Genomic DNA, 13,136 nt, shown 5'->3' with positions numbered 1-13,136 from the left:
CGCCGCTATGCAACGCTAGACCAGCTGCCGCCGCGACATTGCAGATCCAGCTTTGCGCCCGCGCCGAACGGAAACGTATCGCTCCCGATCATGATGCTTTCGGGCCCGGACCATCCGTTCGGCGCGGTCACGGTCAACGTGTCGCAGCCGAACTCGAGTTCGAGCCAGTGCCCCCGATAGCGCAGCCGCAAGCTGAGGCCCCGCATATCTTCCGGGAGGTGCGGGTCGAGGCGAAAGAACGCCTCCCTGATTTCCAACCCCGTCTGACCGCGCTGCACCAAATCGACGGTGCCCGCCATTGCGCCGAGGTGGATCCCTTCGGCGGTGGTGCCGCCTTGCGTGTCGGCGACATCGCTTTCGAGTGCTTCCCTGAGCAGCGTCCAGGACCGGGAGCGGTCAGAGTGCGCCAGTACCCAAGAATGAACGACCCGGCTCAGCGTCGAACCATCGGACGTCCGCTGCCGGTAGTAGTCGATCGTTCTGGAGACCGTATCGTCATCGATCGAATAGCCGAGCCGTTCGAGCTGCTCCTGCAGTTCCTCAATCGAAAAGAGATAGAACAGCATGAGGACATCGGCCTGTTTGGAGGCCTTGTAGCGGTTGACGCTGTCGCCTTCTGCCTCGAGAATCCGGTCGAGCCTGTGGATGTCGCCGTATTTCCCGCGATAGCCCTCCCAATCGAATTCCTCCAGATGCTCGTAGCCTTCGAACTGGCTCGGAATGCCGTCGTGAAAGGGCACAAACAGCTTGCGGCTGATCTCGTCCCAAGCCTCGAGTTCCGCGTCGTCAAGGGACAGCGTCTCGCACAGCTGGCCGCGGCGCACCGGTTCGATCCGGTCGAGCGCGGTGAGCGCCCGTTGCAGCACCCAGCTGGCCATCACATTGGTGTAGGCATTGTTGTCCAGACCTGCCTGCTCGGCGTCCGGATAGGAGTCATGGAACTCGTCCGGCCCCATGACGCCGCAAATATCGTACCGCTCGCGCTTCGGGTTCCATCGCGCGATGCTGGCCCAGAACCGCGCGATCTCGCACAGCATTTCGGCCCCATGGAAATTCAGGAATTCCTCATCGCGCGTCGCATCGTAATAGCGCCAGACATTGTAGGCGATGGCTGCGCTGACGTGACGCTGAAGCTGCGAATTGTCTGGAAGCCAGCGTCCCGATTTCGGGTTGAGATGCACCACCTGGGTCTCCTCGCGCCCAGTGCTGCCGCTTTGCCAGGGATACATCGCACCGCGAAAGCCAGCCTCGCGCGCAAGCCGGCGCGCCTCGGGAAGGCGACGATAGCGGTACAGCAGCAGCGCACGCGTGATCTGCGGCAGCCGGAGGTTGAGAAACGGGAAGATGAACAGCTCGTCCCAGAATATGTGCCCGCGATAGGCTTCGCCGTGCAGGCCGCGAGCGGGCACCCCGACGTCGAGGTCGCCCGTATGCGGCGAGACGGTCTGGAGCAGGTGGAAGATATGCAGCCGCAAGATCATCTGCGTGCGGTGCCGCGCCTCCAGCACCAGATCGCCGTGCCACCACAATTGCGACCAGGCCCGCTTGTGGCTGTCGAGCAGCTCTGCGAAATCTCCCGCTCCGGCGATACAGATGCACGCGGCCCCCAGCGGATCGGAAATCGCACGATCGCGTGAGGAATACATCGCCACGACTTTCTCGACTCTCAGTGGCTGGTCGGCCGACGATGCCACCACCAGATCCTGCGCGATAAAGTCCTGTTCCTCGACCAGCTGCCGCTCGAGCCGCACCGGCTGATGGCCGGCAAACGCACGGGTGCGCGCCACCTGCGCGATGCGCAGATGGGATTGGCTGGTCTCCGCCAGAAGCGCGATGCTCTCTTCACCGACCTGCTCGGCCGTCAGGACGGCGAAGTGCCTGCTGGCAAGCTGCCGATAGCGCTCCACCCCGGAATTGACCACGCGGCCATCCAGAGCCGAGCGGATAGTCGCCTTGCCGGACCAGTTTTCCGGCCGGATCTCCCATTCGATGGCTGCCAGATGGTGCTCCTGCATGTGAACGAGGCGGGTCGCGCTGATTGCGGTTATCCGACCCTCGCGGTCCTTCACCCGCATCATCCGCCGCAGCAGGCCATGCTGCATGTCGAGTTCCTGACGATAGGACAGGATCTCGGTCGCAAGCAGGTTCAGCCAGTCGCCGCCTTCAGGGCGAAATGTCAGCGGTAGCCAGTTTGGCAGATTGACTAGGTCCTCGTTTTCGATCGAGCGGCCGGCGAGATCCGTGGTCAGGCGGTTATACCCGCCTGCGAGATAGGTGCCCGGATAATGGAATTCGCCCGCTTCGGCTTCTTCGGCGGCTCCCCTCGTGGCAAAATAGCCGTTCCCGAGTGTGCAAAGCGCCTCGCGCAGGCCTTCCTGAGCGGGATCGAAACCGTCGTAGCACAGCTTCCAGTCGTTCATGTCCTGGCCTCGAGAAGCTGGATGAGCTTGCCCAGAAACTCGGCGACATCGCTCGGGGCGCCGAGGACGTACTTTGCGGCGCTGCCTTGCGGCACGTCCGCCACCATGATGCCGAGGCCGCGGGCCCGCAATGCGCGGAAGGCGTCCTCGTCCGTTTCGTCGTCACCGATATAGATGGGCAGGATATCGGACCGGTCGAGACCCAGCGCGTCGAGCAGCCAGATAACCGCGCGGCCCTTGTCCCAGGCAACATTGGGCCTGATCTCGAAAATCTTCTTCCCGCCTGTTTTGCGCAGCATCGGGGCCCCATCTTCGACCGCCCCGTCTGCCACCGTCGCGTCTGCGACCGTCCGCTCGACCACCGCTTCGACATCGGCCGCCTCAGCCGGATCGACCAGGCGGTAATGCACGGCGATGGCGAAGCGCTTGCGTTCGACGGCGGCACCTTCGACCGACGCCAGCGCATCTCTCAGCCGGGTTTCCGCCCGCTCCAGCGGCCCAAGAAAATCCTTCGCCCGGTCGTGCTGCTTTTCCAGTCCGCCGGGTCCGACGATGTCGAAACCGTGGCTGCCGGCATAGATCAATTCGTCAAGCCCAACGAGCCGCGCCACATCGGCACGATCGCGGCCGCTGATGATCGCGACGGTGCAGAGCCCGGACAACCTGCGGATCACGGAGCGTGTATCGTCATCAAGGACCGCGAGTTCGGGGCGGTCCACGATCGGCGTCAGCGTGCCGTCATAGTCGAGGAAGACGGCCGGAGTCCTCCGCTCGAGCCGGCGCGCTATTTCCACGAACTGTGTGCTCGCGTCAGGAGGGCCGGAGCCTTGCGGAACAGCGGCCATGTCGAGTTCTCCCAGATCCTGCACTACGATATCCGCCCCATGCTCGCGCAGCGCGGCTGCGTGGTGGTTGCGGTCCACCCCTATCACCAGGCCGTACTTGGCGCGGCTGGCAGCTTCGACGCCCGAGAGGGCATCCTCTACCGCCACCGCATCGCGCGGGTCCAGCCCGAGTTCCTCGGCGGCTTGCGCGAAGGTGTCGGGATCGGGCTTGCCGTTCAGCTTCAGGCGCTCGGCCTTCACGCCATCCACGACTATCTCGAACAGGTCGGCAATCCCTGCCGCATCCAGAACTGCCATCGCGTTCTTGCTGGACGTAACCAGCGCCGTTCGAAATCCTGCCTGACGAAGCCGCCGGATCAGTTTCACAGAGCTTTCGAACACCTCCACACCGTCCTTGGCGAGTACTTCGTTGAAAATCTCGTTCTTGCGATTACCCAGGCCGCAGACGGTCTCCCGGTCCGGCGGATCTTTCGAGCCGCCGTAAGGCAGTTCGATGTCGCGAGCGGTGAGGAACGCCTGCACACCCGCGTAGCGCGGCTTGCCGTCGACATGCTCACGATAGTCGGACCCGATATCGAAGGCAGCGTGGCCGGAGCCCGTCCGCTCGTTCCAGTGCTGCAGGAACTCATCGAACAGGCGCTTCCAGCTCGCAGCGTGGAGCTTGGCCGTATCGGTAACAGCGCCGTCGAGATCGAGCACGATTGCCCTGAAGCCGGCGAAGGCGGGCGGCACGGTATCACTGTCCACAGATGTGCGGGTGTCATGCTGTTGAATGCCTGTTCTCCGATTGCTTGCAATTCGTAGAGCCCCTTTTGGGCAATGATGGTCTATCATCATAAGATGGAAGTCCAACGCAGCGGCAAGAGTTCCACGAGAAGTCATTCCATGCCGTTGCTCAAGCCGAACGAGCCGGGAATTCTGCATTGACGAACCAATCGACCGATTTATGGCATTCATGCGAAGCCGAAGATGCGCTTCGCGCACTGGCTTCGGATCGTGGCGGTTTGACCGATGAGACGGCCGAGGCGCGATTGGCCGAGCACGGACCAAACAGCCTGCCCGAGGGAAAATCCGTCTCTCCGCTGATGCGTTTCCTGAGCCAGTTCAACAATCCGCTGATCTACTTCCTGCTGGCCGCTGCCGCCGCGACATTCCTGCTCGACCATGCGGTCGATGGGGTGGTCATCCTGCTGGTCGTGCTGGTCAATGCGCTTGTCGGATTTGTGCAGGAAGGACGGGCAGAAAAGGCGCTGAGCGGTATGCAAAGTCTCATTGCATCCCATGCCAATGTCCTGCGCGACGGCGAGAAGCGTGAGATTGAGGTAGCGGGCCTGGTGCCTGGCGACGTCGTGCAGATCGAGGCGGGCGATCGCGTGCCCGCCGACCTGCGGATCCTGCGCGCTCGTGGCCTTGCGGTTGAGGAAGCGGCGCTGACGGGCGAGTCGGTCGCCGCCGAGAAGAACGACGCGCCGGTGCGCAAGGACGCGGCACTGGGCGACCGTGCCAGCATGGCCTTTTCCGGCACGCTGGTTGCGCGCGGACAGGCGACGGGGCTGGTGGTGGAAACCGGCAGCAGGACCGAGATCGGAAAGATCAGCGGCATGTTGTTCGATGTGCCGCAGCTGGTCACCCCGCTCCTGCAGCAGATCAACACTTTCGCCCGCCTGCTGACGGTGGTGATCCTCGCCTTCGGCGCAGGCCTGTTCGCCTTCGCAGTGCTCGTGCGCGACTACCCGTGGGTCGATGCATTGATTGCGGTGGTGGCTGTGGCCGTGGGGGCGATCCCGGAGGGTCTGCCTGCGGTCATCACTATAACGCTGGCCATCGGCGTGCAGCGGATGGCCCGGCGGCGAGCTGTGATCCGCAAGCTCCCGGCGGTGGAATCGCTCGGCGCCACCAGCGTGATCTGCAGCGACAAGACGGGGACGCTGACCCGCAACGAGATGACGGTGGTGCGCCTGTTCACCCCCGATCGTGAATATGCGGTCAGCGGCATCGGCTATGCGCCCGAAGGCAAGGTGACCCGGGCCGATGGCGTGTCGGACGAGGTCGGACATCCAGACGAACTGGTTCGTTGCGGTACGCTGTGCAACGAAGCGCGACTGGTGTCGGACGACGGCGAGTGGGGAGTTGCCGGCGACCCGATGGAAGGTGCGTTGCTCTCGCTCGCCGCCAAGGCCGGGATCGAGAGCGATGGCCTGAAGCGCGACTGGCCACGGCTGGACGAGATCCCGTTCGACGCCTCATACCGCTTCATGGCCACGCTGCACCGGGCGCCGGACGGCAGGCACGTGATTTTCGTGAAGGGCGCGCCGGAAGCGGTGCTGTCGCTGTGCGGCGATGCGGCAAGCGCCGTCGATTGGCAGGCCCTCGTCGAACGCTCGGCGAACAACGGCGAGCGCTTGCTGGGCTTCGCCATGCTGGAGACGCGAGCGGATCTTGATCGACTGTCGCACCAAGACCTTCGGGGCGCGACAATTCTGGGGCTGATGGGCTTTATCGATCCGCCGCGCGAGGAGGCCCGGATGGCCATTGCCGAATGCCGCTCGGCCGGCATCGCCATCAAGATGATCACTGGCGATCATGCCGCGACCGCGCTGGCCATCGCCCGCAAGCTCGAACTGTCAGAGGACCCACAGGCCCTGACCGGGCCGCAGATCGAGGCGATGGACGACGAGGAACTTGCCCGCCGTGTTCCCGATGTCGCGGTGTTCGCACGCGCCAGCCCGGAACATAAACTGCGGATCGTGCGCGCGCTGCAGGCTCAGGGGCACATCGTTGCGATGACCGGCGACGGGGTCAACGATGCCCCTTCGCTCAAGCAGGCCGATGTCGGCACGGCCATGGGCGTCGCCGGGACCGAGGCCGCGCGGGAAGCATCGGAAATGGTCCTGCTGGACGATAATTTCGCGTCGATCGTTGCCGCCGTGCGCGAAGGCCGCACCGTCTACGACAATATCGCCAAGGTCATCGCGTGGACGCTTCCGACCAATGGCGGCGAGGCGATCGTCGTCATCCTCGCCATCCTGTCAGGCTTTGCATTGCCGCTGACCGCGACGCAGATTCTCTGGATCAACCTCGTCACTGCGGGAACGCTGGGGCTGGTCCTGGCATTCGAGCCTGCCGAGCCGGGCGTCATGGAAAGGCCGCCGCGCAAGCGCGATGCGCCCTTGCTCACCGGGCTGTTGCTGTGGCGTGTCGTGCTGGTCTCGGCGCTGTTCGCAACCGCGGTGCTGCTGGTCTTCTTCGGTGCGCAAGATGCGGGCGCTAGCCTGGAGAAGGCGCGCACGATGACGGTCAACATGCTGGTGGTAGCGGAGGTCTTCTACCTTTTTAACGTGCGCTTCATCCATGTGCGATCGATGACGCTAACGGGCGCACTCGGCACCAGGCCGGTGCTGATCGCGCTGGCCACGATGATCACGGCACAACTTGCCTTCACCTATCTGCCGTTCCTGCAGCGTGTGTTTGACACGCGGCCGCTCAGCCTGGCCGAAGGGGCACTCATCATCGCCATCGGTGCGGCCCTGTTCGTGATCCTCGAAATCGAGAAGGCAATCGTCTCCCGTATCAGCAAAGGACCAGCCGATGAACCCGCACCCGACTTGCCGTGAACGGCCCTATCCGACCCGCTTTCACACCCGAATAGCAGCGGCGACCCGATGAGAAATATCGCAACCCTGACGATGAACCCGACGATTGACGTGTCGTTCGACGTCGACAATGTGCATCCCACGCACAAGATCAGGGGCCGCAACGAACGCCACGATCCCGGCGGCGGCGGCATCAATGTCGCGCGCATGTTTGTACGCCTGGGCGGCAATGCCCGATGTTTCTATCTTGCCGGAGGGGCGACAGGTGAAGCCCTGGACGGCTTGCTGGATCTGCACCAGCTGGTCCGCGCTCGGGTGCCGATCCGCGGCGAAACGCGGGTAAGCACCTCCATCTTCGAAAGCCTGACCGGAGAGCAATACCGCTTCGTGACCAACGGTCCTGTCATCCAGCCGAACGAGTGGCAGCACTGTCTTGCTCTGCTGGCGCAGACGGATTGCGAATATCTGGTGGCCAGCGGCTCGTTGCCGGAAGGCGTCCCGCAGGATTTTTACGCCAGGATCATTTCAGCCGTCGCCGGTCGCGGCATTCGCGTGGTGCTGGACAGTTCGGGCGCCGCGCTGGAGCAGGGGCTGGCAGGTGGCTGCGTCTATCTCGTCAAACCCAGCATCGGGGAATTGAGCACGCTGGTTGGTCGCGAGCTGATAGACGAGCGTGCGATTGCCGAGGCCGCGCAGGGGATCGTGCAGAGCGGCCAGGCCGAACACGTGGCGGTCACGTTGGGCAGCGATGGCGCACTTCTGGCGAATGCCGCCGGCAATCTGCGGCTTCCGGCAATCCCGGTAAAAGCCGCGAGTGCCGTGGGAGCCGGCGACAGTTTTTTGGCGGCAACTCTATATGCGCTCGCTACTGATAGAGACCTGCCCGATGCATTCCGTTTCGGGCTCGCGGCCGGAGCGGCGGCGGCGCTTACGCAAGGGACGGACCTTGCCCGACCAGAGGACATACATCGGCTATTTGCGGAAGCGGCCCAGCTCGCACCGCGATAGTTTGTCGTGCGGGATCAGCATGATCGGACGTTTCCTTGATCTGGCGCATTGTGAACATCGCTCGATGAGCAGACATGCGAATTGCCGGTACAATCAGCAGCGGTATCGGTACACTGACCAGCGCCATCAGCGGCCTTTTGGGCGGACTGACCCTGGTGTTGGTGATCATCGTGATCGGGATCTATGTCGCCTCTGAGCCGCAGCTCTGCGAGCGCGGCGTTGCATGGATGCTCCCGCGCGCCAGCAGGGCATCCTTTTACATCACTGTCTGTGACATGGCAGTAAGTTTGCGCCGCCTCATGGCAGGTCGACTGCTCGGGATGCTGATTGTAGGCGTGTTCACCTATATCATGCTGGCCGTCGTCGCTCCCCTTGTTGGGATCGGGACTGTGCCCATGGCGGTGCTGCTGTCGATATTGACCGGACTGCTTGCCTTCGTTCCGAACTTGGGTGCGCTGATCTCCGGGGTGCTGATGGTGCTCGTTGGTTCTCCGGCGGGATTGAAATGGGTCTTTACACCACCGTCGTCTACCTGTTCATCCAGAACTTCGATGGCTATGTCGTGGTGCCGATGATCGCCAAGAAAGCCGTCGACCTCGCGCCCGCCCTGGTGCTGGCGACCCAGCTCATCATGGGTGTGCTGTTCGGTATCCTGGGGCTGTTGCTGGCCGATCCGCTTCTGGCGATGATCAAGGTCGCGCTGGAACGCCGCGCGGAGATCAGCAGTGAGGAAGATAACTCGCCAGATGTTCCAGTGAACGGCGCGTGACATCTTGTGTTTGCCCACTCTGACCTTCTTGCCACATGCGAAAGTTTCTGCACGATCGCCGCGTTAACAGCGTTCAGGGCTCCCTTGGCGAACCGCAAAAGCGTGCCAGCAGCCGGGTGATGATCGGCATACTGTTGTCGGGCATGATTTCGAAGGTTCTCTGCAACATGCGATTTCATGACCGGCAGGCGTGTCGTAAAAACAAGTTCGAGGGCTTCTGGTTGGGAATGCCTCTGCAATACGCAGCCCCTCTCTTCAAGATCAGCTGAAAAGACAGGAAGAGAGGAAAGCCGGAACCTAGGCGGACCGTAGGTGGTTGACAAACAATGGAAGCTGCAACGCCAATCTTGATCGTGGAGGATGAGCTTCTAATCAGAATGGCGGCAGTCGAAATGATTGAGGACGCCGGCTACGATGCAGTGGGTGTGAGTGACGCCGAAACTGCAGAACACTTCCTGCGTGAGCGGACCGACATTCGGCTGCTTTTCACTGACATCGATCTGCCGGGAAGGGATGGGATTGCACTCGCTAAACGCATCTATGCCGCACGACCTGATATCGAAATCGTTGTTACCTCCGGTAAGCACCGGATGTCCGACGACGCGCTGCCTGACCACGGATCTTTTCTGCCCAAGCCATACACGCAAGAACAACTGCTACGTGTGCTTGCAGGAAAGCTCGGGTGATGCCGGAAAACTGCTGCACGCGCCTGCCAGGATGGCATCTACCGCTAGACACGAGCTCGATCCTCAGGCCGTCGGGATCTTGCAACCGGAAACTTGTTTGAAGCGCGGGAATGGTGATCAATCGACATGCTGAACGCCTAGAAAGGCTGCTAAATTGAGTGAATCTGACAATAGCTCGCCCGGTACAGCGAACGATCAGAACGAGGCCGAAGAGAATACCAGTCTCAGTGCTCTTGTGGTTCACGAGGCCATCCGTTCGGAAGGCAAAGAGGAGCTTGATCGACCAACAACCTCGCTAGCGTGGTCCGGCCTGGCAGCGGGTCTCTCGATGGGCCTGTCGTTCATGGGAGAGGGGCTGCTGAGAGCGAGTATCCCGGATGCGCCCTGGCGAGGTCTGCTGACAAGTTTCGGGTACACGCTCGGCTTTCTGGTCGTCGTGCTCGGCAGGCAGCAGCTGTTCACCGAGAACACGCTTACCGCGGTCGTTCCGGTGCTTTACGACAGAAGCAAGCAGACCGTGTTAGCTCTCCTGCGGTTGTGGAGCGTGGTCTTCGTAGCGAATATTGTTGGCACCCTTCTGTTTGCTTCATCGGCTGCGCTCACCGACATTTTCAGCGTAGAAGCTAAATCAGCTTTCCATGAGATTGGCGTGCATGCATCGCAGGTCGGCACTTGGACCACGTTCGTGCGGGCAATTGCAGCAGGCTGGCTTATCGGGTTGATGGTCTGGCTCTTCCCAGCAGCTGGTGCAGCTCGCTTTTTCGTCATCGTGACGATCACCTACTTCATCGCGGTAGGCGAACTTTCCCACGTCGTTGCTGGATCTGCTGAGGTTGCTTATGCGGCAATTCAGGGGAGTATCACTTGGGGCAACTACCTCTTCGGCTTTCTCCTGCCGGCGCTAGCCGGAAACATAATAGGCGGAGCCGTTTTGGTTGCGGCAGTGAACCATGCGCAGGTACGGGACGAGCTTCGCTAGACGTGCGGGAGGAGATCCCGTTGCGGCGATGCTGGCAGAGCGAATGGTTCTCTCAGCGCCAATGCAAGATTTGATCGGGAGTCACGATTACGGCGGGTCCGTGCCTGAGGGCGCAAGCCAGTAAGCATCGTCCGCTGCATACCCTGATTAGAAAACCATTCCCAAAGTGTCGCCGATGCTCATGTTTTGCCGAGCATTGGTGAGCTCCTTCATGCTAATGCGACCATCGCTGTTCTGGTCAGCAAAACCGAGATCCTTGTTAATCCGGTTTCGCCATTCGCCGAGAGTAAGTTGCCCGTCGGAATTTGCGTCAAGGAGGCCAAACAGACGCTCTAGCTGCGGACCTTCGGGCTTGTTCGGGTAAACGTCAGTAGGAACTTGCGTCGAGACAAACTCCTGCTTTGAAATCGGCCCGCCGTCGGGACCAGCGAAAGCCTCGAAAGTGTCCATGCTGTTGGAACGCACCTCGGCGACTGTTACATACATACCATCAGTCACATCTTGTGGAATTGGGGTCTGCGCCAGCGCAGGGGCGGCTGTCGCTAGACTGGCAATTCCAAGAATAGTCCACTTCATAGTCGTTCTCCTTCACCATCTTTAGCGAAGAGAAGGTCGATGTGTTCCCTCTGGCTCCATGTCGCCGGCACTTCGCGCGTGGGACTGCTGCCGCCTTCATCATCAGGCGCTTCATAGGTTCAGGGCCACTGCATCTTCACGCTGATTTCGAACGGCAGCTGTCATCATCTCGCTTCGCGAAACCGGAACGGCAGCTAACGGCCCAATAGCGGACGCTGACCGCAAGGACGCTGCTAACGTCTGCTTTTGGGCCGATTGCAGACCGTCTGCTTTAGGTCACCGAAAGCAGGTTAGCTGCCATTCTGCTAACGGCCCATAACCCGCCATTTCATTCCGCGGGCGGCAGTTGGATCGCAAAACGCGCGCCGACTTAGGTATCATCAAGGGACAGCGTGCCACCCGCCGCTTCGACCAAGGACATAATGATTGGCAACCCAAGGCCGCTTCCGCCCGTGGCGCGGCGAGTGGTGAAGAAGGGTTCGAAAATTCTCTTGCGGTCCGCCTTGGGGATGCCGGGCCCGTTATCCTCGGCAATCCGAAGAATGGCATTGCCAGTTCGCTCCACGATAAAGTCAATCTGGCTCGCGCCCGCCTGGCGGCTGTTCTCGATTAGGGCGCTAGCCCTTCACCCGAAATCGTCCCACGACAGTCCAAATCGTGCCAGATATTTGCGAAGACGGTCGGCGTCGTTGGTGGATTTGCGCCGTAACCGCGACGCTGCAAACAGTTCGCGGCCGGCAGCGGAGAGCGTCCGGCAGCGACGGCAAGTGGCGATGACCTCAGCCAGCTGTGCGCGGTCGAAGGGATCGAGTTCGCCGATCTCCTCGGCTGGCAGAACTAGCAAAAGATCGTCTTCAGATTTTCTCGACGAGCTGCCGCTCCACAGCTTTTCCAACCGGCCGATTTCGGCATCTACCGTCCGCCGATCGATGCGACCGTCCGGGCTGAGGGTGGCCATGCGCGTGATGCTTGCGGAGAGGTCGCGAAAATTGCCACGCCACGCCGTTGCCGGACTGGCAGCGAATGCAAGATACCGCTCGCGCGCCTCCCTGTTGAACGTGACGCGCGTGTCTTCGGCAGATGCAAAGCGGTCGAGCTCGAAATCCACATTCGGCTCGATATCCTCGACCCGGTCGGCGAGGCCAGGCAGGTCAAAGGTCCAAAGGTTGAGCCGCGCGAACAGATCGTCGCGGAATCTGCCCTCGCCGACAGCGGCGACGAGATCGCGATTGGTCCCGGCGATAAGCTGGAAACTGCTCCAGGCTTCCTTGTCCGATCCCACGGGCAGGAATCGGCCTTCCTCCACTGCGCGCAGGATCATCGCCTGTTCGTCCAGCCCGAGTTCGCCGATCTCATCGAGGAACAGCAGCCCTCCATCGGCGCGGCGCAGGAGGCCATCGCGCTCGGCAATCGCGCCGGTAAAGGCACCTTTGCGGTGCCCGAACAGCGCCGACATTGCGCTGTCCCCTGTCAGCGTGGCGCAGTTCACCTCGACAAGGGGACCTGAGAGCCGACGCCGATCGACCTTGAGCTCGTATATGCGGCGCGCCAGCAAGCTCTTGCCTGCGCCCGTCGGCCCCATCAGCAAGAGCGGCGCGGAAGAGCGCGAGGCGACCTGCTCGATTTCGTCGATCATCGTGTTGAAGCGCACGTTCCTCGTCTCGATCCCGCCCTTTAGGAAGGACGTGCTCGTGCGGCTGCCCTCGGCAAAACGCCGAGCGATGCTGTCGTAGCGCGAAAGATCGAGATCGATCGCATTCCATACGCCCGATGGCTCAGGCTTACCGCGCTTCGGCTGGGTCTGAAGCAGTTTTCCGGGAATGAAGCGCGCTTCAGTCAGCAGGAACAGGCATATCTGCGCGACATGAGTGCCGGTGGTGATGTGGACGAGATAGTCTTCGCTTTCGGGCTCGAAATCGAAGTCTTGCGCGAAATCGAGTAGCTCGGTGTAAACCTCCTCGAAATCCCATGCATCATCGAAACTGATCGCATGCGGCTCGAATACCGTCTCTGGCGACACGGCGGCAATATCCTCGGCAATGTACTGGGCAAGACTTTCGTGCTGGGCACCGTGCAGCAGGACCAGCCGATCCACGCGCAGATCCGGCTGCATGCAGAGCCCCACCGTTGGCCGCCATTTGCTCCAGCGCGACGCATCTCGCTTACTGGCATCGAGCGTAGAGCCGAGAAAGCCTATAACTGTAGTTTTGGACATTGTTATCCTGTAGGATAATGTACGATACAATGCGATAGCAAATGC

Annotated in this window: 12 protein-coding genes; 7 read left to right on the top strand and 5 right to left on the bottom strand. The window is 61.5% G+C overall.

Annotated features, from left to right (window positions below):
- Window positions 1-5: 5 nt before the first annotated feature.
- Both G7A66_RS13110 and otsB read right to left on the bottom strand, forming a co-directional pair.
- Window positions 6-2,420 (bottom strand): glycoside hydrolase family 65 protein, encoded by a 2,415-nt coding sequence (locus G7A66_RS13110; protein ID WP_174296128.1) that lies wholly within the window; start codon window positions 2,418-2,420, stop codon window positions 6-8.
- Window positions 2,417-4,012, bottom strand: a complete 1,596-nt coding sequence (gene otsB, locus G7A66_RS13105; RefSeq protein WP_332310562.1) for a trehalose-phosphatase — start codon at window positions 4,010-4,012, stop codon at window positions 2,417-2,419. The genes G7A66_RS13110 and otsB overlap by 4 nt, the downstream gene beginning before the upstream one ends.
- A gap of 176 nt (window positions 4,013-4,188) precedes the next feature.
- Between otsB and G7A66_RS13100 the strand changes: the two genes are divergently transcribed.
- The 7 genes from G7A66_RS13100 to G7A66_RS13075 all read left to right on the top strand — a co-directional run bounded on the left by G7A66_RS13100 (window position 4,189) and on the right by G7A66_RS13075 (window position 10,300).
- Window positions 4,189-6,879 carry an HAD-IC family P-type ATPase gene (locus G7A66_RS13100; protein WP_174296127.1) on the top strand — a complete coding sequence of 897 codons (2,691 nt, stop codon included), beginning with the start codon at window positions 4,189-4,191 and terminating at the stop codon, window positions 6,877-6,879.
- A gap of 48 nt (window positions 6,880-6,927) precedes the next feature.
- Entirely contained in the window at window positions 6,928-7,866 is a 939-nt protein-coding gene (locus tag G7A66_RS13095; protein WP_174296126.1) for a 1-phosphofructokinase family hexose kinase, read from the top strand.
- Window positions 7,867-7,940: 74 nt separating this feature from the next.
- Entirely contained in the window at window positions 7,941-8,441 is a 501-nt protein-coding gene (locus G7A66_RS13090) for an AI-2E family transporter (protein WP_269748218.1), read from the top strand.
- A complete protein-coding gene (locus G7A66_RS14450) occupies window positions 8,372-8,635 on the top strand; it encodes an AI-2E family transporter (protein WP_269748217.1) in 264 nt (87 codons plus the stop codon). The genes G7A66_RS13090 and G7A66_RS14450 overlap by 70 nt, the downstream gene beginning before the upstream one ends.
- A 35-nt stretch (window positions 8,636-8,670) precedes the next feature.
- The gene (locus G7A66_RS13085; protein WP_174296125.1) at window positions 8,671-8,904 is read left to right on the top strand and encodes a hypothetical protein; all 234 of its coding nucleotides are present in this window, start codon (window positions 8,671-8,673) and stop codon (window positions 8,902-8,904) included.
- A gap of 57 nt (window positions 8,905-8,961) precedes the next feature.
- Window positions 8,962-9,321 (top strand): response regulator, encoded by a 360-nt coding sequence (locus G7A66_RS13080; protein ID WP_174296124.1) that lies wholly within the window; start codon window positions 8,962-8,964, stop codon window positions 9,319-9,321.
- 154 nt (window positions 9,322-9,475) lie between these two features.
- On the top strand, window positions 9,476-10,300 hold the full coding sequence (locus tag G7A66_RS13075) for a formate/nitrite transporter family protein (RefSeq protein WP_174296123.1): 825 nt from the start codon (window positions 9,476-9,478) through the stop codon (window positions 10,298-10,300).
- A gap of 147 nt (window positions 10,301-10,447) precedes the next feature.
- Here G7A66_RS13075 and G7A66_RS13070 read toward each other — a convergent pair whose 3' ends face one another.
- From G7A66_RS13070 to rtcR, 3 genes are all read right to left on the bottom strand, one after another.
- Complete coding sequence (locus tag G7A66_RS13070) at window positions 10,448-10,876, bottom strand: EF-hand domain-containing protein (RefSeq protein ID WP_174296122.1); 429 nt, start codon at window positions 10,874-10,876, stop codon at window positions 10,448-10,450.
- A 370-nt stretch (window positions 10,877-11,246) separates the two neighbouring features.
- On the bottom strand, window positions 11,247-11,441 hold the full coding sequence (locus G7A66_RS13065; RefSeq protein ID WP_332310561.1) for a sensor histidine kinase: 195 nt from the start codon (window positions 11,439-11,441) through the stop codon (window positions 11,247-11,249).
- A 60-nt stretch (window positions 11,442-11,501) separates the two neighbouring features.
- Window positions 11,502-13,091 (bottom strand): RNA repair transcriptional activator RtcR, encoded by a 1,590-nt coding sequence (gene rtcR, locus G7A66_RS13060; RefSeq protein WP_174296121.1) that lies wholly within the window; start codon window positions 13,089-13,091, stop codon window positions 11,502-11,504.
- Window positions 13,092-13,136 lie beyond the last annotated feature (45 nt).

This window comes from Alteripontixanthobacter muriae (assembly GCF_013336795.1).
In the GTDB taxonomy this organism is placed as follows: domain Bacteria; phylum Pseudomonadota; class Alphaproteobacteria; order Sphingomonadales; family Sphingomonadaceae; genus Pseudopontixanthobacter; species Pseudopontixanthobacter muriae.
The sequence above is the reverse complement of the archived record's forward strand: the minus strand, read 5'-3'. Positions and strand labels throughout refer to the sequence as shown.